Source organism: Bradyrhizobium sp. S3.12.5 (assembly GCF_040548225.1).
GTDB lineage: Bacteria > Pseudomonadota > Alphaproteobacteria > Rhizobiales > Xanthobacteraceae > Bradyrhizobium > Bradyrhizobium cytisi.
This window is the reverse complement of sequence record NZ_JBEPRF010000012.1, coordinates 191,706-216,103: the sequence shown is the minus strand read 5'-3', so window position 1 is coordinate 216,103 and position 24,398 is coordinate 191,706. Positions and strand designations below refer to the sequence as shown.

Genomic DNA, 24,398 nt, shown 5'->3' with positions numbered 1-24,398 from the left:
TTGCGGCGCCCCGGAATGACAACGGTTTACAGCTTGCCCTGCCCGTTCGCCTGGCTCTGCTGTTGCTGCTGCCTCTCCTGCTCCTTCGCATGGTGCCTGCCGTAGAGGCAGCCGGCGGCGGCGCCGAGGACGCCGTGGTGGCCGGCATAATGACCGGCGACGCCGCCGACGACGGCGCCCTTGATGCAGCCCTTGGCGTTGGCGCCGGAGGTTGCGCCGAGCACGAGAAGCGCGGCAGTGATGGCGATGAGGGGGGATTTCATGAGCGATGTCTCCGGATGCGGTGTCGGCGTCTCAACTGACGTGGCGGGTTCGGGTTCCCGACACGAGGACTGACCCGACTCCCGGTAAAATTACGGGGTTCTATTGTAAATCTCACAATGTGCGCTCAATTGTGCATTGCAAAATCGTGATTTGCATTTTCGCAGATCAAGTCTATTTTGTTCGTACACGAATGAATTGAGCAGCCGCCTCGCACCTTACTGTGCATGGGGTTGTTTTCCGTTTTTCTGCAAGCCAGTTTCAGGACGCCCCAAAATGACAGAGCACAGCCTCTGGCGTTTCTCGCGTGCGTTGCACCGCGCGATCAACGACCGGCATTTCGAGGACATCAAGGCCCTGATCGACGAGGACGTCGAGTGGGCGATCTATGGCCCGATCGACATGTTTCCGTTCCTCGGCGCGCGCCAGGGCAAGGCGGCCGTGCTCCAGGTCATCCGCCAGCTCGCCGACAATTTCCGCGTCCGCCGCTTCGAGCGCGAGAGCATCATGCTGGGCGTCGATTCCGCCGCCTCGATGCTGCGCTATTCGCTCACCGCGCTCGACTCCGACAAGCCGATCAGCTTGCGCGTCGCGCAGTTCGCCCAGTTCAGGGCGGACCGGCTCATCAGCATGCGCGTGCTGGTCGACACCTTTGACCTGGTCGAGCAGGCACTCGGCCGCGCCATTCATCTGCCAAGGATGACCGGCGTCGGCTGAGGGAAACACCAACGGGCTCCGCAATGCGGGACCGGTCGATTGATGCTCCCGCGACGCGTTCCGGCCTCCAGCCCCGCCGGACGCCCTCGTGGAGATGCTCGTCATCGGGCGCGCGCGTCTTGTGCGCGGCCCGTTGGTTCGGCATTCTTGGCGCCACAATTTTGCGACGATAGCGCCGCATCCTGTGCGCGAACTGGGCTCGCGGGCAAGGTCATGGAATTCTCGACAGGTTTTGGCTGGATCCGGCTGCCGCTGGCGGCCGCGTTCATTTTCGGCTCGGTTCTGACAGCCCCGGCACAGATCATCCCGCCCTTCTCCCCTGCCCCCGCTGCGGCCGCGCCAGACGAGGAGGCCGACGCCGCCGAGACCGCCGATGTCAACGACCCCGACGTGCTCAAAGGCATCGATGTCGACAAGCTCGACTGGAGCCAGCTCGCCATCGACGCCGGCACGCTCAACGACCTCATCGCCGCCAAGAAGCGCGCGCAGGCCGCCGCCAACAACGGCATCAACTGGTCGACCAATGCCAACGCGAACGGCTCCTCGGCCGTGACCGTGAAGCAGTCGGTGTCCTCGTTCTGGGACACCCGGATCGGCGCCGACATGACGGTGGCGAAAGAGCCGACCACGATGTCGGAGCTGATGGCGCAGAAGGCCGCGAATGGCGGCAACCTGCCGCAATCCTCCGGCAGTGCCTGGGCCACCGCGACCGCGCCGGGCGCAGGCCCCGTCTGGGACAAGACCGCGGTCGAAGCCCGCGTCGATCCCGGCGCCGAGCAGAGCAAGCTTGGCGCGTCGCTGACCAAATCGGTGCCGCTGTCGGGCGATTATGCGCTCACGCTCCAGAACGGCTACAGCGTCAACCAGCAAGGCACCACGGCGCTGCCCGGCGTCGGCGGCCACATCACCCGCAATTACGAGACTGACCAGTCCGCCAAGGTCACGATCGTCGACACCGGTACCAGCATCACCGCCGGCCAGACCATGTCGACCACCGACGACAAATGGCTGCGCAAGTTCGGCGCCGAGCAGAAGCTGTTCGACAACGTCACCGTCTCCGGTTCGGTCGGCGAGACCTCGCAAGGCGCGATCAACAAGAGCCTGACCGCGGGCTTCAAGAAGAGCTGGTGAGCCTTCTTTAGAATCCCGTAACCATACGCCACGGCAAAACCCCCGAATGGTCCGCCCTTGCCGCATCTCGGCCCCGTTGCGGTCAAAATCGGACGCCCTCATGCACCGGCCTGACACCCATCGTCGTGCGGGGGACACTCGCGCTGCGCTCAACGCGAACAGGGGAATAACGATGAACGCCATGCGTCCGGAAAAGACCGAGACCACCGAGACCGAGACGGTCGACACCAACCTCGCCGCCGTGACGGAAGTCGAAGCCGGCATCCGCGATTTCGTCCGCAACGACATCGCCTATCTGCGCCGGCCGGCCGCGACCACCACCGACGCGCCACCGCTCGATCCGAGCGCGGAAGCCACCGTCACCAACGTCAACTCGCTGATCCAGCGCGTCGCCGGCACCTCGCTCGCCGAGATCGAGAACCTGATCTCCGAGCTCGAGAGCCTGCGCGACCTGCTGCATGCCGAAGGCCAGCGCGTCCAGCGCGAGATCTCCGGCTACGCCCAGCTCAGCCAGGCCGCGATGAAGTCGACCCGCATGATCGCCGACAACGTCTCCCAGTGGAAACGCGCCGCCGACGGCCTGCGCAACAGCTGATCAGCAGCACCAGTCATCACAGCCGCCGCGTTCCGGACGGGACGCGGCGGTTTTGATTCGGGGGTGCCGCTCTCGTGCCCCGGACGCGATGCGGCACGCAGTGACGCGTCGCAGAGCCGGGGCCCACGTTAATACGGAACGCGCGTCACGATGGGTCCCGGCTCTGCGCAGCAGCGCTAAGGCGCTGCTGCGCGTCCGGGACACGAGAGTGCGCTATTGAACCCTCCCCGCCCTCGCACCGACCAATGCCAAGCGCCCGCAGCCTTTGCGGCCGGGCCCGGGGATATTTTCAGATGGAAAGCATTCGGCCCGAAAACACGGACCCGATACCGCTGCGGCCCGCGCCGAACCAGTTCGGAACCATCATGGTGCGCTTTGTCGGATTGCTAGCGGTTGCGATCGCGATATTGGCGTTCGTCTATAGCCGCTGAGGGCGGAGGCCGTGTCGCGGCCCGCGAAAGTTAACCAGCTCTTAACGGCTCGCGTCGATGCTCGAGGCTTCCAGGGTGTAGGCGCCGTCGGCATAGCCCTTCACCACCATGCCGGCAACCAGCATCACGGCCAGTGTCGCGGTCGCGAAGATAAATCCAACCAGCTTGAGTGCGCCGCGGTCTGCCATCGTGCTCGTCCCCTGTACTCCGCCCAGTTCGTTCAAATAGACAGCGACAGGTTCATAATTGGTTAGCAACTCGATGGTTCCGGTAACTGCTTCGCAAGGACCGGCCATCTCGCCGAGGCTTATGGCAGCAGCCCAGAATCGCGTCCATAGCGCGCGGGCAACACTCGCGAGCCGATTTCGGCCGTTCATCCTGGAACTGGTCTAACCGCCCTGCCGCATCGGCACGAAGGCGCTGGCGGTGATGGAATAGACCTCTTCGCCACGCTGGTTGGTGCCGGTGGTGCGGGCCGTCAGGATGCCCCAGCCGGGGCGTGAGGCGGAGGTGCGCTTGTCGATGACGACATTGGAATAGCTGATGGTGTCGCCGGCCAGCACCGGCTTGATCCAGCGCAGGTCGCGAAAGCCTGGTGACGGCCCCCATACCGCGACCTCCTCGCCACGCGCTGCGGCTTCACGCGCCAGGCGCTGGCCGTCGGCGACAAGCAGGCTCATGCAAGCCGAGCCGACATGCCAGCCCGACGCCGCAAGCCCACCGAACAGCGAGTTCTTGCCTTCCTCCTCGTCGAGATGGAAGCGCTGCGGATCGAATTTCGCCGCGAACGTCTTGATGGACTCCGCCGTGAAAGTGTAGGCGCCGATGTCGCGGCGATGGCCGATCTCGATCTCCTCGAAGAATGGCATCAGACCGCTCCCGCGCGCCGCTCGATCAGGATCGGCGAGGTCATCTCGCACAGGGCTTCGCCCCTGCCGTTGCGCATCGTGCATTTGAACTTGACGATGCCGAGATTCGGCCTGCTCTTCGAGGTCCGGGCTTCCACGACGTCGACATCGAGCATGAGGTCGTCGCCGGGCCTCAAAGGAGACAGCCAGCGCACCTCGTCGACGCCGGGCGATCCGAGCGAGGCGGCGCGGGTGATGAAACCGTCGGCCATCATCCGCATCATCAGCGAGCAGAGGTGCCAGCCCGAGCCGGACAGGCCGCGCAGCATGCTTTTGCTGGCGGCCTCTTCGTCCAGATGCATCGGTTGCGGATCGAACTCGGCGGCGAAAGCCAGGATCTCGTCGCGGGTGACATGGCGCGGGCCGAACGTTCCATACCGGCCGGTCGGGAAATCTTCGAAGGTCAGGGTCATCTTGGGAAAGCTTTGCGGGAATGACAGATTGTGGCCGCACTTTGCGGCAATCTCAACCCGCCGGCCCGCATGGCTCGTGCTACATTCGGCGAGTCGGGCCGGACCTGCCTCATTGTCGGATTGACGCAGTCGGGGGCGCCATTTGCCCGGGGGAGAGAGATGTTTTCATTCAGCGACCTGTTTCAATGGGACCGCTTCATCACGCCGACGATCATCAAGACCTTCTACTGGCTGGTGATCGGCGTGATCTGCCTGTTCGGACTCTCCGGAATTTTTGCCGGTCTCACCGCGATGGCGATCAGCCCGTTCGCCGGCTTCCTGGTCGTGCTGGAGTCGATCGCGGGCGTCGTCGTCGGAATCGTGTTCTCGCGCATCGCCGCGGAACTGATCCTGATCGTGTTCCGCATCAACGAGCATCTCGGCGCGATCCGGGACCAGGGCGGCGGGGTGCGGTGAGGCTCTCGTGTCCCGGACGCGGCGCGGCATGAAATGACGCGACGCAGTGCCGGGACCCATGCATCCGCAATCAAGATTCCTGGGCCCCGGCTCTGCAGCGCACCGCAAGAGCGCTGCGCAGCGTCCGGGGCACGAAACCCGCGCTAAGTATTAAACCGGAAATGCATCACGTCGCCATCGGCGACAACGTATTCCTTGCCTTCGAGCCGCAGCTTGCCGGCATCGCGGGCGCCGGCTTCACCGTTCAGCGCGACGTAATCCTCATACGCAATCGTCTCGGCGCGGATGAAGCCCTTCTCGAAATCGGTGTGGATCACACCGGCGGCGCCCGGCGCCTTGGTGCCGCGATAGATGGTCCAGGCGCGCGCTTCCTTCGGTCCCACCGTGAAATAGGTGATGAGGTCGAGCAACGTGTAGCCGGCGCGGATCAGGCGATCGAGCCCGGCCTCTTCGAGACCCAGCGTCTCCAGGAAGTCGGCGCGTTCGTCACGCGAGATCGTGGCGATCTCGGATTCGATCTTGGCAGAGATGACGACGGCGACCGCGTCTTCCTTGGCGGCCTGGTCCTGCACCGCCTGCGAGAACGAATTGCCGGTGGCGGCCGAGCCTTCCTCGACGTTGCAGACATAGAGCACCGGCTTCGACGACAGCAGGCCGAGCATGCCGAAGGCGCGCTCCTCCTCCGCCTTGCGCTCGACCAGGCGCGCGGGCTTGCCTTCGCGCAACAGCACCAGCGTGCGGTTGACGAGGTCGAGCTGCTCCTTGGCATCCTTGTCGTTGCCCTTGGCCTTCTTGGTGAGGTTGTCGACGCGCTTCTCGAGACTGTCCAGATCGGCGAGCATCAGCTCGGTCTCGATGGTCTCGATGTCGGCGAGCGGAGCGATCTTGCCCTCGACATGGGTGATGTCGGAATCTTCAAAGCAGCGCACGACATGCGCGATGGCGTCGACCTCCCGGATGTTGGCCAGGAACTGGTTGCCGAGGCCTTCGCCCTTGGAGGCGCCGCGCACGAGGCCGGCGATGTCGACGAAGGTCAGCCGGGTCGGAATGATCTGTCCCGATTTGGCGATCGCCGCCAGCTTGTCGAGCCGCGGATCGGGCACGGCGACCTCGCCGACATTCGGCTCGATGGTGCAGAACGGATAGTTCGCGGCCTGCGCCGCGGCCGTCTCGGTCAGCGCATTGAACAAGGTCGACTTGCCGACATTGGGCAATCCGACGATTCCGCATTTGAATCCCACGAGCGTTATTCCTTGCCGTTCTCGTCCTTGGTCAAAAATCCCTTCGCCTGCATCGCGAGATGCACCCTGTTGGCGAAGGTCGCGTCCGTGCCCTTGACGATCAGTGCGGCATGCTCGGCCACCGCGTCGCAGAGCGTCGTCACCCAGTCGTTGTCGGCCTTGGCGAAGTCCGACAGCACATGGCCGTGCACCATGTCCTTGACGCCGGGATGACCGATGCCGAGCCTGACACGGCGATACTCGTTGCCGATATGGGCGGAGATCGAGCGCAGGCCGTTATGTCCGGCAATGCCGCCGCCGATCTTCACCCGCACCTTGCCCGGCGGCAGTTCGATCTCGTCGTGAAACACCGTGGTGTCGCCCGGCGCGATCTTGAAGAAGCTCGCCGCCTCCTGAACGCTGCGGCCGGACTCGTTCATATAGGTCGTCGGCTTGAGCAGGATCACGCGCTCGGTGCCGAGCGTGCCTTCCGAGGTCTCGCCCTGAAAACGACGGCGCCATGGTGCGAAACCATGACGCCGCGCAATCTCGTCGACGGCCATGAAGCCGATATTGTGCCGGTTACGTGCGTATTTCGCGCCGGGATTGCCGAGCCCAACAAAGAGTCGCATGACGCGGCGCGCCCCTCGCTCGGCGCGCGATCAGAGACCGCGCGCCAGCTATGAGAGATTACTTCTTCTTGTCGCCGCCGGCGGGAGCCTTGGCAGCGGCCGCCGGAGCAGCAGCACCCGCAGCCGGAGCAGCACCTGCCGCCGGAGCAGCTGCACCAGCCGCCGGAGCCGCGCCACCAGCAGCAGCCGCAGCCGCGGCCTTCTGCTCTTCGGCGTAGCCGGACGGCGGCACGATGGTGACGAGGGTCGCGTCCTCGCGGGTCAGCGCCTTCACGCCGGCCGGCAGCTTGATGTCTGCCAGATGCAGCGAGTGACCGATTTCGAGCGAGCCGACATCCGCCTCGATGTATTGCGGGATGCTCTCGACGCCGCATTCGAGCTCGATCGCATGGGCGACGATGTTGACGGCGCCGCCGCGCTTCACGCCGGGCGAGCCTTCCGCCTTCACCACATGCAGAGGCACGCTGATGCGGATGGTGGCGCCTTCGCCGAGCCGCATGAAGTCGACATGGATCGGGAAGTCCTTGACCGGATCGAGGTGGTAGTCGCGCGGAATCACGCGGTGCTTCTGGCCTTCGAGGTCGATATCGACCAGCGTGGTCAGGAACCGGCCGGCGAGGATGCGCTGACGCAGCTCGCGATCGTCAACCGAGATCGGGAGCGGGGGCTGCTTGTTGCCATAGATCACTCCGGGCACTTTCCCGGCGCGACGCTCAGCCCGGGCGGCCCCCTTGCCGCTCTTCGGACGTGCGGTCGCCTTCAATTCCTTGACGGTCGTCGCCATAGTCTAAGTCCTTGTTTTTGCAAAAGTTAATGGGCCGCAGCGCGGCCCATGGCATCGTTCGCAGCAAGCCTCCAGGGGTGCGGGGGCCACGAACTGCCGGGCTTTTACCCGGAAGATGCAGAAATGACAAGGAGAATGGGCTGCCCGCCCGGGTTCCCACCCTTCAGGGGAGGGTAAGCGACCTCACCCGCCGAGCTTGGCCTCCAGCGCCGCGATACGCGCCTTCAGGGCCTCGTTCTCCTCACGAGCGAGGCGGGCCATGTCCTTGACCGCCTCGAACTCCTCGCGCTTGACCAGATCCATGTCGCGCAGGAATTTTTCGGCCTGATTGCGCAGCACCGTATCGAACTCCCGCTTGGCGCCCTGAGCAGCTCCGGCGGCGTCGTTCATCAAGCGGCCGATCTCGTCGAAAAACCGGTTGGTGGTCTGGGTCATGTCGGTCTCCTGATCAGTCTCTTGGCTGCCTGCGATAAACTTTGCGCGAACGGCGGATAAGACAATGGCAATCCGCGGAGGCCGGTTCAAGGGCCGCACGGCGGTAACCTTGTCATGCCCCGGTTTCCTTGCAATCGTATTCAACGTCCCTGCATAACAAGAATCACAAAGCGGAACGCAAGACATGATCGAGCAGCAGATCGCAATTCCCACCAGGGACGGCCACACCGCGACCTTCATCGTTCATCCCGAGCGCGCCGGACCGTTCCCGGTCATCCTGTTCTACATGGACGCGCCGGCGATCCGCGAAGAGCTGCGCGACATGGCGCGCCGGCTCGCGACATCGGGCTATTACGTGATGCTGCCGAACCTCTATTACCGCTCCGGCGTGATGGAGCTCGGCGCGCTGCCGGCCGATCCGAACGCACCGGAGCGCAAGCGCATGTTCGCGCTGATGGGCTCGCTCACGATTCCCATGATCATGGACGACACGCGTGCGCTGCTCACCTATGCCGAGGGTCAGACGGCCGCGAACACTGAGATCATCGGCACCGTCGGCTACTGCATGAGCGGCCGTTACGCCGTCAACGCCGCCACGCATTTCCCCGATCGCGTCAAGGCGGCCGCCTCGGTCTACGGCACGCAGCTCGCGACCGATCAGGACGACAGCCCGCATCTCGCCGCGAGCAAGACCAAGGCCGAGCTCTATTTCGCCTGCGCCGAGACCGACATCTACGCGCCGACCGAGATCATCGAGAGGGTCAAGCAGGGCATGAGCGGCGCGAAAGCCGAGGTCGAGATCTATCCCGGCACCCATCACGGCTTCGCCTTTCCCAAGCGCCCGGTCTATGACCGCGACGCCGCCGAGCGGCATTGGGAGCGCCTGCTGGCGCTCTATCGCCGCAATCTCGTCCAGTCATAGAAGGCACGATGCCCTTTCTGCTCATCGACTTTCCGTCCTTTAACCCGATCGCGGTCGCGATCGGGCCGTTCGCGATCCGCTGGTACGCGCTGGCCTATATCGGCGGCATCGTCATCGGCTGGCTGTATGCGCGCTCGCTGCTGAAGAACGAGCGGCTGTGGGACGGCCCCGCGCCAATGTCGCTGGTGCAGATCGACGACTTCATTCTGTGGGTTACACTCGGCATCATCCTGGGCGGCCGCACCGGCTACGTGCTGTTCTACAATCTGCCCTTCTTCATCAATAACCCCGCCGCGATCTTCAAATTGTGGGAGGGCGGCATGTCCTTCCATGGCGGCTTCCTTGGCTGCGTCGTCGCGGTGATGTGGTTTGCCTATCGCAACGGCATCTCGATCCTGTCGCTCGGCGACATCACCACCGCGGTCGCTCCCGTAGGGCTGCTGCTCGGGCGCATCGCCAATTTCATCAACGGCGAATTATGGGGCCGTGCCACCGATGCGAGCCTGCCCTGGGCGATGATTTTTCCCCACGATCCGACCCACCTGCCCCGCCATCCGAGCCAGCTCTATGAAGCCGGCATGGAGGGCATCCTACTGTTCACGGTGCTCGCGATCATGATCCGCTTCGGCGCGCTGAAACGGCCGGGTATGATCCTCGGCAGCTTCATCCTAATCTATGGGCTGACGCGGATCGCCGGCGAGCATTTTCGCGAACCGGACGAGCAGCTCGGCTTCCTCTGGGGCGGGTTAACCATGGGTATGCTGCTGTCGATCCCGATGCTTATCGTCGGAGGTATACTTATTGTATGGGCTGTCAGGCGCGGTGCGCCGAAGGCGCTCGATCCCATTCGTTAATTCATTTCGAGAAGACAGATCGTGACCGAACAGCCATTGCTCAACGAGATCAAGGCGCTGATCAAATCCTCAGGCCCCATGCCGGTCTGGCGATACATGGAAACGTGCCTGATGCATCCGCGCCACGGATATTATGTCTCGCGCGATCCATTGGGACGAGAGGGCGACTTCACCACCGCGCCCGAAGTCAGCCAGATGTTCGGCGAATTGCTGGGATTGTGGTCCGCCTCGGTCTGGAAGCAGATGGGCTCGCCGCAATTCCTGCGGCTGATCGAGATCGGCCCCGGCCGCGGCACCATGATGGCGGACGCGCTGCGCGCACTGCGCGTGCTGCCGCCGCTCTATCAAGGGCTGAGCATTCATCTGGTCGAGGTCAATCCGGTCCTGCGCGAGCGGCAGAGTGCGACATTGTCGGGCGTGCGCAACAATATCGCCTGGCACGACAGCATCGATGACGTGCCTGAGGGACCGAGCATCATCCTCGCCAACGAATATTTCGACGTGCTGCCGATCCACCAGATGGTGAAGCGCGAGACCGGCTGGCACGAGCGTGTGGTCGAGATCGACCCCAACGGCAAGCTTCAGTTCGGCGCGGCCGCCGAGCCGACTCCACGCTTCGACGTGCTGCTGCCGCCCCTGGTGCGCGCGGCGCCGGTCGGCGCGGTGTTCGAATGGCGGCCCGATACCGAGATCATGAAGCTCGCCACGCGCGTGCGCGACCAGGATGGTGCGGCGCTGGTCATCGACTACGGCCATCTGCGCAGCGATGCCGGCGACACCTTTCAGGCCATCGCACGTCACTCCTTCACCGATCCCCTGAAGGCGCCGGGCCAGGCCGACCTCACCGCCCATGTCGACTTCCAGGCGCTCGCGCGCGCGGCCGAGGACGTCGGCGCTCGCGTGCACGGACCGGTGACGCAAGGCGATTTCCTCAAGCGTGTCGGCATCGACACCCGCGCAGCCGCGCTGATGCAGAAGGCGACGCCGGAGGTGGCGACCGACATTTCCGTGGCACTGAAGCGGCTGACCGACACCGGGCGTGGCGGCATGGGCGCGATGTTCAAGGTGCTCGGCATCTCCGAGCCGCGACTGACGGGCCTTGCGGGCCTCAGCGATCTCGATCGGGCCGGAGGCCGTTCATGACTCTCACTTCGTCGCTGCTGTCGGCGGTGCCGGGTCTGCGCCATTGCTTTTTCACGCGTGAAGGCGGCGTCTCCAACGGTATCTATGCCGCGCTGAACGGCGGGCTCGGCTCCAACGACAATCAGGCCCTCGTTGCAGAGAATCGCCGCCGCATGGCCGAGCATGTCGGCGTCGCGCCGGAGCGCTTCCTCAGCCTGCATCAGATCCATTCGCCCGACGTCCTCGTCGCCGACGCGCCTTGGCCAGGCGGCCCGCGGCCGAAGGGGGACGCACTGGTGACCAAGACGCCCGGCTTAGCGCTCGGCGTCTCCACCGCCGATTGCGGTCCGGTGCTGTTCGTCGATCCCCATGCGCGCGTAATCGGCGGCGCCCATGCCGGCTGGAAGGGCGCGCTCACGGGCGTGCTGGAATCCACGATTCTGGCGATGGAGACACTTGGCGCCACGCGCAGCGGCATCGTCGCCGCGATTGGCCCGCTGATCCGGCAGGACAGCTACGAGGTCGGTAACGAGTTCGTCGCACGCTTCATCGAGGCCGATGTGGACAACGCTGTGTTCTTCATCCCGTCGGTGCGCGAGGGCCACGCGATGTTCGACCTCGCCGGCTTCATCCGTAGGCGTTTGGAAGCCGCCGGCATTTTGATGATCGACGATCTTGGCCTGGACACGTATGCGGACGAGCGCTTCTTCAGCTATCGCCGTTCAGTTCATCGCAAGGAGCCGGACTACGGCCGCCACATTCACGCGATCGCGCTGGAGGGGTAAGTGTCAGTCGTTACACTTCTCGAATAGCGGTGTTTGCTGCTGGGTGCGATCCCATTGCGTCGGCAACTCCTCGTACTGCTTGGAAGGTGGGGGCGGCGGCGGAGGTCGGACGTAAAAGCCTTCTTCGACGTCAAACTTCTTCCTGTCCTCGCGATGCGCGGAAAATGTTCGATATTTCTCGCCAGCCTTCAGCAGGACAATCTCCCAGGGCTCGCCAGGCTGACGCCACCACACCGCCGCGACGGTCGGCGGAGGATCCTGAACCGACACGAACTTGATCTTGTCGTCCGCGATGCGCGTCGCCGCATAGATAGTGCTGATGAATGTCCGCACCTGCCCGGGTGAAAACGTTCCTATCACGTTCCTGATTGTCGGCGATCCCGAGGACGGCACAATGTATGTCATCCGCGCGCCGCAGCCGTTGCTCGTGCAAGCCTGATTTGGATCCCGCTTGCAATCGACCGACCACGTCCCAACCAAACCGAAGGACCGAATCACCTCGGCAGCGCTCTCTGCGGCGGCGGCCGGGCCTGCGGCAAGGCATGCGATGATCAAGCCAAAAGCCGGGCCCCTCATCGACCGCTCCCCATCCACATCGGCCTGATCGGTTAAGCCCTGTGTTCTGCCTGCCCTAGACGTTAAGCGATTTTAACGATATCGCAAGGCGCAATGAGGGAAGCGTCAACCCGCCTGCTCCAAACCCGGATAATAATGCGCGCCGCGATCGCCGCCGCATCGATCGTGATCGCTTGCGCGCTTGGCGGCTGCGCCGGGGGTGGCAGTGCTGCCAATTCCTACGCGATGGCGCCGAGCGCCGGCTCCGGGGCGACGGTCGCCTTCGAGTCGATCGACGGGCCGCCGCCGCAGGTGTTCGACCGCATGGTCGGCGTGCTCGACAGCGAATCCAAGCTTCGCAGTCTGTCCGTGGTCTCCCGCGAGGCGACGGCTGCCTACCGGGTGCGCAGCTACCTCTCCGCCCAGGTGGTGCGCGGCAAGACCGTCATCGCCTGGGTCTGGGACGTTTATGACGCCAACCAGCAGCGGGCGCTGCGCCTCTCCGGCGAGGAACCGACCGCGGCCAAGGGCGGCCGGGACACGGCGCGTGATCCCTGGCGGGCGGCCGACGACCTCGTGCTGCGGAAGATCGCCCAGGCCGGATTCAGCGGACTTTCCAATATGATCAACGGAGCGCCGGCGGACTCGCCGGGCTCGGTTCCGGGCCTGCGCGGACCCGCCGTGGCAAGCGTGGCACCCGATGCTGGGGCGCCGGAGAGGCAGGCCTCGGCGCTCGGCTATGCCCAGCAATAACCACCGCTAAACCACGGGCCCAAGTACCAGCCAAGCCGTTGGCCCGACTCAGGATTTTCAGAGGGAAAACGTAGCATCCCGGGTTGCCATTGCGGGCTTTGGCCTGATATTTCCTCGCCCGTCGTAACCGTGCTGCCAGTGGGTATTCTCTGATGTTGAACGTCGTATCCAGCAAAGCGCGGGAGGAAGCGTCCATGTCGGCCAAAAACGGCTCCATCAAGCTCGTCGCCGGCAACTCCAATCCGGCTCTCGCGCAGGCCATCGCGCAGGGCCTCGACATGGCGCTGACCAAAGCGGTGGTCCGGCGCTTCGCCGACATGGAGATCTTCGTCGAGGTCCAGGAGAACATCCGCGGCTCGGATGCCTTCATCATTCAGTCGACCTCGTTTCCGGCGAACGACAATCTGATGGAGTTGCTGATCATCACCGACGCGCTGCGCCGCTCCTCGGCGCGCCGCATCACCGCAGTGATCCCCTATTTCGGCTACGCCAGGCAAGACCGCCGCTCCGGCTCGCGCACGCCGATCTCGGCCAAGCTCGTCGCCAATCTGATCACCCATGCCGGTGTCGACCGCGTCATGACGCTCGACCTGCATGCGGGCCAGATCCAGGGCTTCTTCGATATCCCGACCGACAATTTGTTCGCTGCCCCCCTGATGGTGCGCGACATCCGCGAACGTTTCGATCTCGGCAAGGTGATGGTGGTATCGCCCGACGTCGGCGGCGTGGCCCGCGCCCGCGGCCTCGCCAAGCGCATCAACACCCCGCTTGCCATCGTCGACAAGCGCCGTGAGCGTCCGGGCGAGTCCGAGGTCATGAACGTGATCGGCGACGTCGCCGGTTACAGCTGTATCCTGGTCGACGACATCGTCGACTCCGGCGGCACGCTGGTGAACGCAGCCGATGCGCTGATCGCCAAGGGCGCGAAGGACGTCTCCGCATACATCACCCACGGCGTGCTCTCCGGCGGCGCGGCGGCCCGTATCGCCGGCTCGAAGCTGAAAGAGCTCGTCATCACCGACTCGATCCTGCCGACGGAAGCGGTGACCAAGGCCCCGAACATCCGGACGTTGCCGATCGCGAGCCTGATCTCCGACGCGATCGCGCGCACCGCGGCGGAAGAGTCGGTGTCGAGCCTGTTCGACTGACTTTTGTTCGCTCTGTCTCGTAGGGTGGGCAAAGGCGCAAAGCGACGTGCCCACCATCTCTCCGCGGTTGCGATAGAAAGTGGTGGGCACGCTTCGCTTTTGCCCACCCTACCGCCCCTCACGCCGCAAAGCCCGGCAGCACCACCTCCTTCATCAGCGCGAGCATCACGGCGGTCTGCTCCTGGCCGGATCGCTGATAGTTTCCGCAGTGGATCACCACGACGAGATCGCGCGCCGGCATCACGAACAGATATTGGCCGCCCCAGCCGACACCGCCGAACCAATGCAGGGGTTGCGCCGTGGCGAAATCGCCCATGTACCAGTGATAGCCGTAATCGCGGCCAACCCGGGTCGGGACGACCGGTGTGGTCACGCGCTTCACCCAGTCGGACGGAGCGACGGACTTTCCATTCCAGCTGCCGTCCGCCAGCATGAGCTGACCAATCTTGACGAGATCGCGCGGCAGGAGACGCGCCCCTGACGCCGCACGCGGTTCGCCGTCACGGCCAACGTTCCAGTCGGACGGACCAAAGCCGAGGGGATCGAACAGCACGCGGCGGCAATAGGCCGGCAGGGCTTCGCCGGTACCCCTGGCAATGAGCCGGCCCAGCAGCGCGGTCGCGCCGCCGCAATAAGTCCATTTCGCGCCTGGTTCGCCGACGATCGGTCGCTCGAGGATGAAGCGGTAGCGATCGGGCGCGGCTTCCATCGCCGTCTCGGCGTTGCGTGGATCGCCGTAAACAATCGCAAGCTCCTCCCATTCCAAGCCGAGCGTCATCGAGAGCACATGGTGGATCGTGATCTTGTCGCGGCCGGGCTGCGCGGCGAGATCGGCATATTCCGGAAACTGCGCGTAAAGCTTTGCGTCCGGCGGCGGCACCTTGCCTTCCGCGAGCGCAATGCCATAGGCGAGACCGACGACGCTCTTGGAGACAGAGCGCAGATCGTGCAGCACGTTGGGGCCAAAGACGGTGTCGCCAAGCGGAGCGCCCAAGCGCTCGTCCGCGCCCTGCCCGTAATGCTCGAACACGAGCTTGCCGCCCTGGCTGACCAGGAACGCATGCAGACCGGGCACCTTTCCGGTCTGCATAAGCCCGGCGAGGCGCGAGGCGGTGTCGGACGATGCGGCGATCGCAGGCATGGCCCCCGGAAGGACGATGCTCGCACCGAGGGCTGCCAGCAGATGACGACGGTTGAGATAAGCCATGGTCGATTTCCTCCGGAATGGGGTATACACAGGTACCTTGTAATACACAGTACCTTGCTATATAAGCTCCCCCGAAAGCGGTGTAGTCAAGGAGGAAATGGCCGACTCGTCGAATCAGGTTCAGCTCAAGAAGGGTGCGCTGGAGCTCTGCGTGCTCGCCCTGCTCGCACGCGGCGAGAGCTATGCCTATGAGATCGCGAGCACGCTGTCGGCCGGCGTCGGCATGGGTGAAGGAACGATCTATCCGCTTATGCGGCGGATGCAGGATGATGGGCTGGTCGACACCCGCCTCGAGGAATCCAATAGCGGCCCGCCGCGCAAATATTACCGGCTGACGGCCGCCGGCCGCGCCGCCTTCACCGCGCAGAAGCGCGAATGGCGAACCTTTTCGGATGCCGTGGACCGGTTGCTCGGAGACGCCAAATGAACCGCGCCGACTTCCTTCAGATGCTCGGCGATGGGCTCGCGGGACTGCCCGCGGCCGAGATCGACGACATCCTGGCCGACTACGCCGCCCATTTCGAGGAGGCCCGCGCCTCGGGGCGGACGGAGCAGGAGGTCGCCTCCGCGCTTGGCGACCCCAGACGGCTGGCACGCGAGCTGCGCGCCGAGACGGGATTGCGCCGGTGGGAGAACCATCACTCCTTCCGCAACTCCACGGCCGCGCTGTTCGCGCTCAGTGGCCTCGCCGTGGTCGACATCGTCCTGCTGCTGCCGCTGCTGCTCGCCGTGCTGCTGATCCTGCTCGTGATCGCCTTCGTGATGTGCGTGCTGGGAATCGTCGGCATCGGCTTGCTCATCAGCGTCTACAAGCATTCCGGCGACGGGCGGATTGTCGAGCTGATCTTGCGCGGGCTCGCAGGCGTCGCGCTGGTAACCACGGGCGCAGGGTTCGCTGCGTTGCTGGCGCTGGGACTCAATGCCGCCGTCCGGTGGCTCGGCGGTTATGCCCGGCTGCATTACCGGCTGCTCAAGCCGGACCGGACCGAGCCGTGAGTTTCAGCCGGCTTCCGATCTTGCCGGCCGCCCCGTCTCAACACGGCCTCCTCCCGCCGCCGACCTGATGGAACGGCGGCGGGACTGACGATCAGCGGCGTGTGAAGGGACAGTTACACAATTCCCGCCGCGACCTGGCCGCGCAGGCGCTCCAGGCCGTGCAACGTCTCCGCACAAGCGGCCGCGACCTCGACGCCCTTGATCGCAAAGTGCCTGCGGAAGAAATCGTAATGCACCTCAGTCTCGTGGAATTGCTGCGGCGTCAGCACGGCGGAGAACACCGGCACCTCGGTGCGAAGCTGCACGTCCATCAGCGCCTTGATCACGGTGTCGGCGACGAACTCGTGGCGATAGATGCCACCGTCAACGACAAGCCCCGCCGCGACGATCGCGGTGTAGCGCCGCGTCTTGGCGAGGACCTGCGCATGCAGCGGGATCTCGAACGAGCCCGGCACCTCGAACACGTCGACATGAGTGAGGTGGCGCGCCTCCGCCTCCTTCATGAAGGCGATGCGGGCCTCCGCGACCACGTCGCGGTGCCAGCAGGCCTGCACGAAGGCTACCCGCTGCGGTTTCGCAAAGCGCGGATGCTCGGTCGCGGGGTCCTGTGGAACCGGCGGCGGTTGTGTCTGGGAGGTTTCGGTTTGGGGATCTTGCAACATCTGATTCATGGCTTTCCTCAGTTAAGGACCAGAATCAGGGCACACGGAACGACAGACAGCCGCATCTTGCGACGCGTCTGCCACCGACCGTTCTCTTTCATCCGGACTTTAACCGTCGGCTTCGGAGTTGCACCGAATCTGCTGACCCTTCCCTTTGGACAAAAACCTTGGGGAAGGCGCTCGCGGGCTTGGGCCTTTCAACCCTTACCGCCGGTGGGGACTTTCACCCCGCCCTGAGAACATCGGCCGCTCGGGATTGAGCGACCTGAGGGAAATATGACGCCGGTCCGGCGCCGCAGCAAGCGTGTTCCGCATGGGAAAACCGCATGGTCCCATGCCGCCCATGGCGGACTGGCCCTCGCGGGGCGGAATTAACGGTACGCGGTCCGGGAGTCCGATTCCGGTTTGTTCTTTTCGTTAATAATTGTGGCCGAGATGAGCTGTGGACGAACGAGTCCTGGCTTGTGGACGGACTCGGCAGCCGGTTGCGCAGATTCCGCAAATCACATCAGTTGATCCGCGACAAGCCCGCGCTGATCCCGAGATCGCGAGAGCGACTCCGAAGGGATCGCCTTAACGACATTAAGGGAGCGCGCCGGACCAACCGCGTGCGTATCAAAGACAACAAGAAGGCAAGAGGTCGAGACGGCATGTCCCTGCTCGAAGGCACCATCGATTCCAAAAGCCATCCGCTCGCGGTGGTCGAGGATATCGCTGCCAGCAACAACTGGCCGTTCGAACGTTCCGGCGAAGACGAGCTGACCATTGTCTCGAAGGGGCAATGGACCGACTACCAGATCTCGTTCACCTGGATGGGCGAGATCGAGGCGCTGCATCTGGCTTGCGCTTTCGACATGAAGATTCCTGTTGCACGCAGAGGCGAGGTGCAGCGGCTCGTCGCCGCGGTCAACGAGCAATTGTGGATCGGCCATTTCGACCTGTGGACCAACACCGGCATGATCATGCACCGTCAGGCGCTGGTGCTGCCGGGCGGACTCACCGCCTCGACCGCGCAATGCGAAGCCATGCTCGCCGGCGCCATTCACGCCTGCGAACGCTATTTTCCGGCGTTCCAGTTCGTGGTGTGGGCTGGCAAGACGACCGCGCAGGCCATGGACGCCGCGATGTTCGATACGGCGGGTGAGGCGTAGGCCGCGCCCTTCCTCTCCACCGTCGTCCCGGACAAGCGCAGCGAAGCGGAGCGCCGATCCGGGACCCGTACCGCGTGATGCCCGTGTGGCACGCGGCTTGTTGCCAACACCTCGATCCACTAGAACCACTCGTGGGATATGGGTCCCGGCCCCCCATGCGCAATTGCGCACTAGGCCGGGGACGACACCTTTGTTCATGGTGACCGCAGTGGCCAGCAACAACACTCTCCAAAACATCACCGGCACCATCCTGCTCGCCGGCGCCGGCAAGATGGGCGGCGCGATGCTGACCGGATGGCTGGCGGGCGGGCTCGATCCGCGCCGCGTCGCGGTGGTCGAGCCGCACATCTCGCCCGAGATCAGCGCGCTGGCCGCCAAAGGCGTTGCGCTCAATCCCGACGTGAAGGCGGCGGGCCGCGTCGAGACGATGGTGGTCGCGGTGAAGCCGCAGATGTTCCGCGAGGCCGGCGCCAGGCTGAAATCGTTCGTCTCGGAAAACACCTCGGTGGTCTCGATCATGGCGGGAACCACGATTGCCTCGCTCGAGGAGGTCTGCGGCGGCGCCGTGGTGCGCGCGATGCCGAACACGCCGGCCGCGATCGGCCGCGGCATCACCGTGGCCGTCGCTGCGAAGAACGTCAGCGCCGCGCAGCGCGCGGTGGCCGATGCATTGCTGCGCGCCACCGGCTCGGTCGAATGGGTCGAGGATGAAAGCCTGATGGATGCCGTCACTGCCGTCTCCGGCTCCGGGCCCGCTTACGTGTTCCTGCTCGCCGAAGAGCTCGCACGCGCCGGCGTCGAAGCTGGCCTGCCCGAGGCGCTGGCGACAAAGCTCGCGCGGGAAACGGTCGCGGGCTCCGGCGAGCTGCTGCATCAGTCGGATCTTCCCTCCAGCACGCTGCGCCAGAACGTCACCTCACCCGGCGGCACCACCGCCGCGGCGCTCGGCGTGCTGATGGGCGAGCCAGGCTTGCGCGATCTGATGATCCGCGCGATTGCGGCGGCGACGAAGCGGTCGAAGGAATTGGCGAAGTAGCGCAGCGTTTGCCGCTACGCTCCCAACCGCTTGTTGAACATCGCGACATTGACGAGCCCGCGCGCATGGCGGCCTTCGCCGAGCTTGCGCGTGCCCTCGAATGCCTCGACCTCGAAGCGGATGACGCGGCGCTCCACCGCGGTCACTTTCGCGGTGGTCCGCACCGTCGCGCCGACGAGGGCGGCGGCGAGATGGCGGATATCGACCTCGGTGCCGACAGTGACCCAGCCCGGCTGCAGCGCGGAGCGGATCGCATCGCCCGACGTCATCTCCATCTCCAGGATCATCATCGGTGTCGCATAGACCATCGGCATATCAGGCACGAAATGCCCAACCGTGCGCTCGGCCGGCACCACCAGCGTGCGCTCGGCGCTCATGCCGATTGTGATGAAGTCGCGTGCGTCCATGGTGTTTGCTCGTCATTCCGGGGCGCGCGAAGCGCGAACCCGGAATCCAGAAATTATCGATCGAGATTCCGGGTTCAGCCCCAAGGGGCTGCCCCGGAATGACGCTAACGCGTCACTTCTTCGCCGCCGCGGCGCGTTCCACGAAGGTCTTGCCGCCTTTCATCTTGTGGCGGAGCGGGGCTTCGTTGATCTGGATGACGACGGCATCGGCGTCGACGCCGAGATTCTTCACCAATGCCTGCGTGATGTCGCGCATCATGCCGGCCTTCTGCTCGTCGGTGCGGCCTTCGGCCATGCTGACGGTGATCTCAGGCATATTATCTCTCCCTCTCGCCTCTCCGTCATCGCCGGGCTTGTCCCGGCCATCCACGGACATCGCTATCAAACAAGACGTGGGTGCCCGGGACAAGCCCGGGCACGACGATCGAAACGAATGGCTAGCCCCAGCTGACGTCATGGCGCGCTAGCACCTCGCGCACTTTTGCGACGAGGTCGGCTTCGCTGCACGAGAACTGCGCGGGGCGCGTCTCGCGCCATTCCTGGTTGGAGGCGATGGCAGCGGCGGCCTTGGCGCCCTCGATCAGATCCTTGATCTGCAGCTCGCCGCGCGCCTTTTCATCCGAGCCCTGGATGACCACGCAGGGTGAGTTGCGGCGGTCGGCATATTTGAGCTGATTGCCCATGTTCTTGGGATTGCCGAGATAGAGCTCGGCGCGGATGCCCGCGGTGCGCAAGCTTGCGACCATCTTCTGGTAGTCGGCGACGCGGTCGCGGTCGAACACGGTGACGACGACGGGGCCGACTTCGGGCCGCGTGTCGAGCTTGCCGAGCAGCGTCAGCGCGGCCTGGAGCCGCGACACGCCGATCGAGAAACCGGTCGCCGGCACCGGCTCGCCGCGGAAGCGCGAGACGAGGCCGTCGTAACGGCCGCCGCCGCCGACGGAGCCGAAGCGCACCGGGCGGCCCTTCTCGTCCTTGGTGTCGAGCAGCAGTTCGACCTCGTAGACGGGACCGGTGTAGTATTCCAGTCCGCGGACGACAGAGGGATCGACCTTGATGCGGTCCGGACCATAACCGGAAGCTTTCACAAGCCGCTCTATTTCCTCCAACTCTTCGCGGCCTTGTTGACCGACTTTGCTGTCACGCAGCCGCAAGTCAATCTGAGCAATTTTCTCGTCGGCATCATCAACTTGCTCGATGACACTCGTGACCAAGACAATATCAGCAGGTTTTAGTCCCGCGCCCTTTGTAAAGTCACCAGACTCGTCCTTTCGACCTTCACCTAGCAGTTGCTGGACTCCGGCAAGACCGAGCCGATCGAGCTTGTCGATCGCGCGCATAATCGTGAGCCACTGGCTATCGTCGATAATCCCGAGCGCGTCGCGCACGCCGTCGAGCACCTTGCGGTTGTTCACCTTCACCACATACTGGCCGCGCGCGACACCAAGCGCTTCCATCGTGTCCGCGGCCATCATGCAGATCTCGGCATCCGCCGCCAGCGTCGCCGAGCCGACCGTGTCGGCGTCGAACTGCATGAACTGGCGGAAGCGGCCGGGGCCGGGCTTCTCGTTGCGGAAGACGTAGCCGACGCGGTAGCTGCGATAGGGCAGGACCAGGCCATCGGTGCCATAGCGCTCGCCGACATAGCGCGCGAGCGGCGCGGTCAGATCGTAGCGCAAGCTGATCCACTGCTCGTCATCGTCCTGGAACGAGAACACGCCCTCGTTGGGGCGGTCCTGGTCGGGGAGGAATTTGCCGAGCGCGTCGGTGTATTCCATCGCCGGCGTCTCCACCGGCTCGAACCCGTAGAGCTCGTAGACGGCGCGGATCTTCTCGACCATCTCGCGCGTCGCCCGGATCGCGGCGGGATCGCGATCCTCGAGCCCGCGCGGCAGCCGCGCCTTCAGCTTCTGGGGTTTTTTGGGTTTTTCGGCCATGCGGGCGTTTACCAGCCGAGGCGCGATGCGGCAACTGCCGGCTAATGGTGTTCCCCGGATGCTGCGCAGCGCGCCGCCTCTTGGCGGCGTGGTGCGCTGCTGATCCGGGGTCCATCCGCGGCGGCATGGGTCCCGGCTCTGCAGCGCACCGCTGAAGAAGCGCTGCGCCGCGTCCGGGACACGAGATCTCAAATCACCTTCTTGATCCAGCTGTGCGGATCGTTGGTGCGACCGTACTGGATGTCGACGAGCTGCTTGCGCAGGCCCATGGCGACGGGGCCGGCGGCGCCGCCGCTGATCTCGAAATCGCCGCTCACCGAGCGCACCTTGCCGATCGGCGAGATCACGGCCGCGGTGCCGCAGGCGAACGCTTCCTTCAGCTTGCCGCTCGCCGCATCCTTGCGCCACTGATCGATCGAATACGGCTCCTCGCGCACGGTCTTGCCGGCATCGCGGGCGAGCGTGATGATGGAGTCGCGGGTGATGCCGGGCAGGATGGTGCCGAGCGGCGGCGTCGACAGCGAGCCGTCCTCGAACACGAAGAACACGTTCATGCCGCCGAGCTCCTCGATGTAGCGGCGCTCGATCGCGTCGAGGAACACCACCTGATCGCAGCCGTGCTGGATGGCTTCCGCCTGCGCACGCAGGCTCGCCGCGTAATTGCCGCCGCATTTGACGGCGCCGGTGCCGCCGACCGCGGCACGCGTGTAATTCTCGGAGACCCAGATCGAGACCGGCGCGGGGCCGCCCTTGAAATAGGAGCCGACCGGCGAAGCGATCACCGCAAAGATGTATTCGGACGACGGCTTGACGCCGAGGAAGGTTTCGCTCGCGATCATGAAGGGGCGCAGATAAAGACTGCCCTCGCCGCCCGGGATCCAGGCGCGGTCGATGCGCACGACCTGCTCGACCGCCTCGATGAAGACGTCCTCGGGGAGCTGCGCCATCGCCATGCGATCAGCGGAGTCCTTGAAGCGCCGCGCATTGGCGTCGGGACGAAACAGATTCACCCCGCCGTCATCGCGCTTGTAGGCCTTGAGGCCTTCAAAGATCTCCTGGGCGTAGTGCAGGACCGCGCCGGCCGGATCGATCTGGAAATTGGCGCGGGCCTCGACGCGCGCCTCATACCAGCCGCCCTTGGCCTGGTTGTCGCGGACCACCGCCATGTGGTCGGTGAAAACGCGTCCGAAGCCGGGATCGACCAGCTTGGCGACCCGGTCCTTCTCAGGCGTCGGATTGGATGCGGGCTGGATGTCGAATTTCATGCTCATGTCCTTGGCTCCCGCTGCCGGTGGCTGCGCTGTTCCGCCGTCCGCCTGCCCGTTCCGGGCCCGGCTGACTTGATGTGGTTTCTGGCCGAACCACCGCCAGCCTTGTTACGGCCGGTTTCCGTGGCCAGCATGTCCGTCGAGGACATGCTTTTGCGGAAGGCGGAAGTCCAGTATGTTTTGCCGAAATGCCGCTCGACAATCGCACGGTAGATCTGATCCGGCCGTTGCCGCCTGTCCGGCTCGCTCCGGCCGCCCTTGAAAATGCCACCCGACACGAGACGATCTAAAATTTCGTGTGGGCCAATCGTTTTGTAACATTGAACCCAAGATACGTCAATATGCCTGACATAAATTTCGCGACTCCCTCTCAAGACGCTGCCGAGCCACGGCCGGCGGCAGGCGAAGGAGGCAATTTGCGCTGGGATATCATCGAGCTGCTGTTCTTCGCCTATCGCGATTTCGTCGGCGACCCCGACCAGGAGCTGGAGGCTTTTGGCTTCGGCCGGGCCCATCACCGGGTCATGCACTTCGTTTATCGCTATCCCGGCCTGAAGGTCGCCGATCTGCTCGACGTCCTGCGCATCACAAAACAATCGCTCGGCCGCGTGCTCAAGCAGCTCCTGGACGAGGGCTACATCTTGCAGAAGACCGGCGACAATGACCGCCGCCAGCGGCTGCTCTATGCGACGCCGAAGGGCGAGGCACTGGTGCAGAAGCTCGCCGGCCTGCAGACCACGCGCATCACCAAGGCGCTCGCCGAGCTGGCGCCGCAGGATGCCGAGACCGTCAAGCGTTTCCTGCGCGCGATGATCGACCGCGACGATCCGGACAAGGTGCTCGAGACGATCTTCGCCACCAGCCATCAAGACGAAAAGGAGTGACCGTGCCGCTCGCTGCCACGCTCGCCCGTCCGCCGGTAGAACCGGCTGACGACGCCCCGCATCTTCTGCTGGTCGACGACGATCGCCGCATCCGCGATCTCTTGTCGCGCTTCCTCGCGGCCGAAGGCTATCGCGTCACCACCGCTTCAAGCGCGGGTGATGCGCGTTCAAAGCTTTTGGGCCTGCATTTCGACTTGCTCATCCTCGACGTCATGATGCCCGGCGAGACCGGCTTCGATCTCGCCCGCTTCATCCGCACGTCTTCTTCGGTCCCGATCGTGATGCTGACGGCGCGCCATGAAGCCGAGGCCCGCATCGAGGGTCTTCAGATCGGCGCCGACGATTACGTGGCAAAGCCGTTCGAGCCGCGTGAGCTGGCACTGCGCATCAACAACATCCTCAAGCGCGCCGCGCCGCCGGCGCAGGCCGTGACGGTCGAGAAGATCGCATTCGGTCCGTACGTCTACCATCTCGATCGCGGCGAGTTGCGCCAGGGTGAGGAGGTCATCCACCTGACCGACCGCGAGCGCGAGATGCTGCGGATTCTCTCGGAGACGCCGGGCGAGACCGTGCCACGCAGTGCGCTGACCGGCAATGGCAGCGTCAACGAGCGCGCCGTCGACGTGCAGATCAACCGCCTCAGGCGAAAGATCGAAACCGATCCCGCCAATCCGCTGTTCCTTCAGGCGGTGCGCGGCATCGGCTATCGGCTGGTAGCCTCGCCATAA

General features: G+C 64.7%; 32 protein-coding genes and 1 riboswitch. Of the genes, 17 read left to right on the top strand and 15 right to left on the bottom strand.

Going from position 1 to position 24,398, the window contains the following annotated elements; all coding sequences use genetic code 11:
• Positions 1 to 26: 26 nt before the first annotated feature.
• Complete coding sequence (locus tag ABIC09_RS19810) at positions 27 to 263, bottom strand: hypothetical protein (protein WP_148751140.1); 237 nt, start codon at positions 261 to 263, stop codon at positions 27 to 29.
• A 274-nt stretch (positions 264 to 537) separates the two neighbouring features.
• Here ABIC09_RS19810 and ABIC09_RS19805 point away from each other — a divergent pair, with 274 nt between their 5' ends.
• The 4 genes from ABIC09_RS19805 to ABIC09_RS19790 all read left to right on the top strand — a co-directional run bounded on the left by ABIC09_RS19805 (position 538) and on the right by ABIC09_RS19790 (position 3,135).
• The gene (locus ABIC09_RS19805; protein ID WP_354110279.1) at positions 538 to 978 is read left to right on the top strand and encodes a nuclear transport factor 2 family protein; all 441 of its coding nucleotides are present in this window, start codon (positions 538 to 540) and stop codon (positions 976 to 978) included.
• A gap of 213 nt (positions 979 to 1,191) precedes the next feature.
• Positions 1,192 to 2,109: a hypothetical protein gene (locus ABIC09_RS19800; protein ID WP_354110278.1), complete on the top strand. Its 918-nt coding sequence runs from the start codon at positions 1,192 to 1,194 to the stop codon at positions 2,107 to 2,109.
• Between the two features lie 172 nt (positions 2,110 to 2,281).
• A complete protein-coding gene (locus ABIC09_RS19795) occupies positions 2,282 to 2,704 on the top strand; it encodes a hypothetical protein (RefSeq protein WP_354033002.1) in 423 nt (140 codons plus the stop codon).
• Between the two features lie 293 nt (positions 2,705 to 2,997).
• Positions 2,998 to 3,135, top strand: a complete 138-nt coding sequence (locus ABIC09_RS19790) for a hypothetical protein (RefSeq protein ID WP_354110277.1) — start codon at positions 2,998 to 3,000, stop codon at positions 3,133 to 3,135.
• A 41-nt stretch (positions 3,136 to 3,176) separates the two neighbouring features.
• On the opposite strand, the gene ABIC09_RS19785 is transcribed toward ABIC09_RS19790, so the two are convergent.
• The 3 genes from ABIC09_RS19785 to ABIC09_RS19775 form a co-directional block, all read right to left on the bottom strand.
• Complete coding sequence (locus tag ABIC09_RS19785; protein ID WP_314951336.1) at positions 3,177 to 3,323, bottom strand: hypothetical protein; 147 nt, start codon at positions 3,321 to 3,323, stop codon at positions 3,177 to 3,179.
• Between the two features lie 201 nt (positions 3,324 to 3,524).
• The gene (locus ABIC09_RS19780; protein ID WP_354110276.1) at positions 3,525 to 4,004 is read right to left on the bottom strand and encodes a MaoC family dehydratase; all 480 of its coding nucleotides are present in this window, start codon (positions 4,002 to 4,004) and stop codon (positions 3,525 to 3,527) included.
• Positions 4,004 to 4,456 carry a MaoC family dehydratase gene (locus ABIC09_RS19775; protein WP_148751135.1) on the bottom strand — a complete coding sequence of 151 codons (453 nt, stop codon included), beginning with the start codon at positions 4,454 to 4,456 and terminating at the stop codon, positions 4,004 to 4,006. The genes ABIC09_RS19780 and ABIC09_RS19775 overlap by 1 nt, the downstream gene beginning before the upstream one ends.
• A gap of 159 nt (positions 4,457 to 4,615) precedes the next feature.
• Between ABIC09_RS19775 and ABIC09_RS19770 the strand changes: the two genes are divergently transcribed.
• A complete protein-coding gene (locus ABIC09_RS19770; RefSeq protein ID WP_045003742.1) occupies positions 4,616 to 4,912 on the top strand; it encodes a DUF4282 domain-containing protein in 297 nt (98 codons plus the stop codon).
• A 143-nt stretch (positions 4,913 to 5,055) separates the two neighbouring features.
• On the opposite strand, the gene ychF is transcribed toward ABIC09_RS19770, so the two are convergent.
• From ychF to ABIC09_RS19750, 4 genes are all read right to left on the bottom strand, one after another.
• Positions 5,056 to 6,153 carry a redox-regulated ATPase YchF gene (gene ychF / locus ABIC09_RS19765; protein ID WP_354110275.1) on the bottom strand — a complete coding sequence of 366 codons (1,098 nt, stop codon included), beginning with the start codon at positions 6,151 to 6,153 and terminating at the stop codon, positions 5,056 to 5,058.
• Between the two features lie 5 nt (positions 6,154 to 6,158).
• Positions 6,159 to 6,764 carry an aminoacyl-tRNA hydrolase gene (gene pth, locus ABIC09_RS19760; protein ID WP_354082406.1) on the bottom strand — a complete coding sequence of 202 codons (606 nt, stop codon included), beginning with the start codon at positions 6,762 to 6,764 and terminating at the stop codon, positions 6,159 to 6,161.
• A gap of 58 nt (positions 6,765 to 6,822) precedes the next feature.
• Positions 6,823 to 7,548, bottom strand: a complete 726-nt coding sequence (locus ABIC09_RS19755) for a 50S ribosomal protein L25/general stress protein Ctc (RefSeq protein ID WP_354082407.1) — start codon at positions 7,546 to 7,548, stop codon at positions 6,823 to 6,825.
• Positions 7,549 to 7,731: 183 nt separating this feature from the next.
• Entirely contained in the window at positions 7,732 to 7,983 is a 252-nt protein-coding gene (locus ABIC09_RS19750; protein WP_128953911.1) for an accessory factor UbiK family protein, read from the bottom strand.
• A 184-nt stretch (positions 7,984 to 8,167) separates the two neighbouring features.
• Between ABIC09_RS19750 and ABIC09_RS19745 the strand changes: the two genes are divergently transcribed.
• The 4 genes from ABIC09_RS19745 to pgeF are packed head-to-tail and all read left to right on the top strand — an operon-like array spanning position 8,168 to position 11,666.
• Positions 8,168 to 8,905, top strand: coding sequence for a dienelactone hydrolase family protein (locus ABIC09_RS19745; protein WP_148751131.1), 738 nt, complete (start codon positions 8,168 to 8,170; stop codon positions 8,903 to 8,905).
• Between the two features lie 8 nt (positions 8,906 to 8,913).
• Positions 8,914 to 9,759 carry a prolipoprotein diacylglyceryl transferase gene (gene lgt / locus ABIC09_RS19740; RefSeq protein ID WP_354032997.1) on the top strand — a complete coding sequence of 282 codons (846 nt, stop codon included), beginning with the start codon at positions 8,914 to 8,916 and terminating at the stop codon, positions 9,757 to 9,759.
• A gap of 21 nt (positions 9,760 to 9,780) precedes the next feature.
• Positions 9,781 to 10,902 carry a class I SAM-dependent methyltransferase gene (locus ABIC09_RS19735; protein ID WP_354110274.1) on the top strand — a complete coding sequence of 374 codons (1,122 nt, stop codon included), beginning with the start codon at positions 9,781 to 9,783 and terminating at the stop codon, positions 10,900 to 10,902.
• Entirely contained in the window at positions 10,899 to 11,666 is a 768-nt protein-coding gene (gene pgeF / locus ABIC09_RS19730; RefSeq protein WP_354110273.1) for a peptidoglycan editing factor PgeF, read from the top strand. The genes ABIC09_RS19735 and pgeF overlap by 4 nt, the downstream gene beginning before the upstream one ends.
• A gap of 3 nt (positions 11,667 to 11,669) precedes the next feature.
• Here pgeF and ABIC09_RS19725 read toward each other — a convergent pair whose 3' ends face one another.
• Positions 11,670 to 12,242, bottom strand: a complete 573-nt coding sequence (locus tag ABIC09_RS19725; protein ID WP_354110272.1) for a hypothetical protein — start codon at positions 12,240 to 12,242, stop codon at positions 11,670 to 11,672.
• Between the two features lie 93 nt (positions 12,243 to 12,335).
• Here ABIC09_RS19725 and ABIC09_RS19720 point away from each other — a divergent pair, with 93 nt between their 5' ends.
• Positions 12,336 to 12,974, top strand: a complete 639-nt coding sequence (locus ABIC09_RS19720) for a hypothetical protein (protein ID WP_502917680.1) — start codon at positions 12,336 to 12,338, stop codon at positions 12,972 to 12,974.
• 194 nt (positions 12,975 to 13,168) lie between these two features.
• Positions 13,169 to 14,122: a ribose-phosphate pyrophosphokinase gene (locus ABIC09_RS19715; protein ID WP_187434825.1), complete on the top strand. Its 954-nt coding sequence runs from the start codon at positions 13,169 to 13,171 to the stop codon at positions 14,120 to 14,122.
• Between the two features lie 118 nt (positions 14,123 to 14,240).
• On the opposite strand, the gene ABIC09_RS19710 is transcribed toward ABIC09_RS19715, so the two are convergent.
• Complete coding sequence (locus tag ABIC09_RS19710; RefSeq protein WP_354110271.1) at positions 14,241 to 15,329, bottom strand: serine hydrolase domain-containing protein; 1,089 nt, start codon at positions 15,327 to 15,329, stop codon at positions 14,241 to 14,243.
• Between the two features lie 97 nt (positions 15,330 to 15,426).
• Between ABIC09_RS19710 and ABIC09_RS19705 the strand changes: the two genes are divergently transcribed.
• Together ABIC09_RS19705 and ABIC09_RS19700 are read left to right on the top strand one after the other, a co-directional pair.
• A complete protein-coding gene (locus ABIC09_RS19705; protein WP_354110270.1) occupies positions 15,427 to 15,756 on the top strand; it encodes a PadR family transcriptional regulator in 330 nt (109 codons plus the stop codon).
• Positions 15,753 to 16,325, top strand: coding sequence for a DUF1700 domain-containing protein (locus tag ABIC09_RS19700; RefSeq protein ID WP_148751123.1), 573 nt, complete (start codon positions 15,753 to 15,755; stop codon positions 16,323 to 16,325). Before ABIC09_RS19705 ends, ABIC09_RS19700 begins: the two co-directional genes overlap by 4 nt.
• A gap of 113 nt (positions 16,326 to 16,438) precedes the next feature.
• Here ABIC09_RS19700 and ABIC09_RS19695 read toward each other — a convergent pair whose 3' ends face one another.
• Positions 16,439 to 16,996 (bottom strand): 6,7-dimethyl-8-ribityllumazine synthase, encoded by a 558-nt coding sequence (locus ABIC09_RS19695; protein WP_354110269.1) that lies wholly within the window; start codon positions 16,994 to 16,996, stop codon positions 16,439 to 16,441.
• 76 nt (positions 16,997 to 17,072) lie between these two features.
• Positions 17,073 to 17,232: riboswitch (FMN riboswitch) on the bottom strand.
• Positions 17,233 to 17,637: 405 nt separating this feature from the next.
• Here ABIC09_RS19695 and ABIC09_RS19690 point away from each other — a divergent pair.
• Entirely contained in the window at positions 17,638 to 18,138 is a 501-nt protein-coding gene (locus ABIC09_RS19690) for a type III secretion system chaperone family protein (RefSeq protein WP_148751121.1), read from the top strand.
• 196 nt (positions 18,139 to 18,334) lie between these two features.
• A complete protein-coding gene (gene proC / locus ABIC09_RS19685; RefSeq protein ID WP_354110268.1) occupies positions 18,335 to 19,174 on the top strand; it encodes a pyrroline-5-carboxylate reductase in 840 nt (279 codons plus the stop codon).
• A gap of 14 nt (positions 19,175 to 19,188) precedes the next feature.
• Here the strand turns inward: proC and ABIC09_RS19680 are convergent, their stop codons facing one another.
• The 4 genes from ABIC09_RS19680 to ABIC09_RS19665 form a co-directional block, all read right to left on the bottom strand.
• Positions 19,189 to 19,581 carry a thioesterase family protein gene (locus ABIC09_RS19680; RefSeq protein ID WP_354082417.1) on the bottom strand — a complete coding sequence of 131 codons (393 nt, stop codon included), beginning with the start codon at positions 19,579 to 19,581 and terminating at the stop codon, positions 19,189 to 19,191.
• Positions 19,582 to 19,693: 112 nt separating this feature from the next.
• On the bottom strand, positions 19,694 to 19,897 hold the full coding sequence (locus ABIC09_RS19675) for a tautomerase family protein (RefSeq protein ID WP_008144861.1): 204 nt from the start codon (positions 19,895 to 19,897) through the stop codon (positions 19,694 to 19,696).
• 121 nt (positions 19,898 to 20,018) lie between these two features.
• Positions 20,019 to 21,518, bottom strand: coding sequence for a histidine--tRNA ligase (gene hisS, locus ABIC09_RS19670; RefSeq protein WP_354110267.1), 1,500 nt, complete (start codon positions 21,516 to 21,518; stop codon positions 20,019 to 20,021).
• 188 nt (positions 21,519 to 21,706) lie between these two features.
• Positions 21,707 to 22,789 (bottom strand): branched-chain amino acid aminotransferase, encoded by a 1,083-nt coding sequence (locus ABIC09_RS19665; RefSeq protein ID WP_354110266.1) that lies wholly within the window; start codon positions 22,787 to 22,789, stop codon positions 21,707 to 21,709.
• 338 nt (positions 22,790 to 23,127) lie between these two features.
• On the opposite strand from ABIC09_RS19665, the gene ABIC09_RS19660 reads away from it, so the two are divergent.
• Both ABIC09_RS19660 and ABIC09_RS19655 read left to right on the top strand, forming a co-directional pair.
• Entirely contained in the window at positions 23,128 to 23,670 is a 543-nt protein-coding gene (locus ABIC09_RS19660; protein WP_187434824.1) for a MarR family winged helix-turn-helix transcriptional regulator, read from the top strand.
• Positions 23,667 to 24,398 carry a response regulator gene (locus ABIC09_RS19655; protein WP_148751115.1) on the top strand — a complete coding sequence of 244 codons (732 nt, stop codon included), beginning with the start codon at positions 23,667 to 23,669 and terminating at the stop codon, positions 24,396 to 24,398. Before ABIC09_RS19660 ends, ABIC09_RS19655 begins: the two co-directional genes overlap by 4 nt.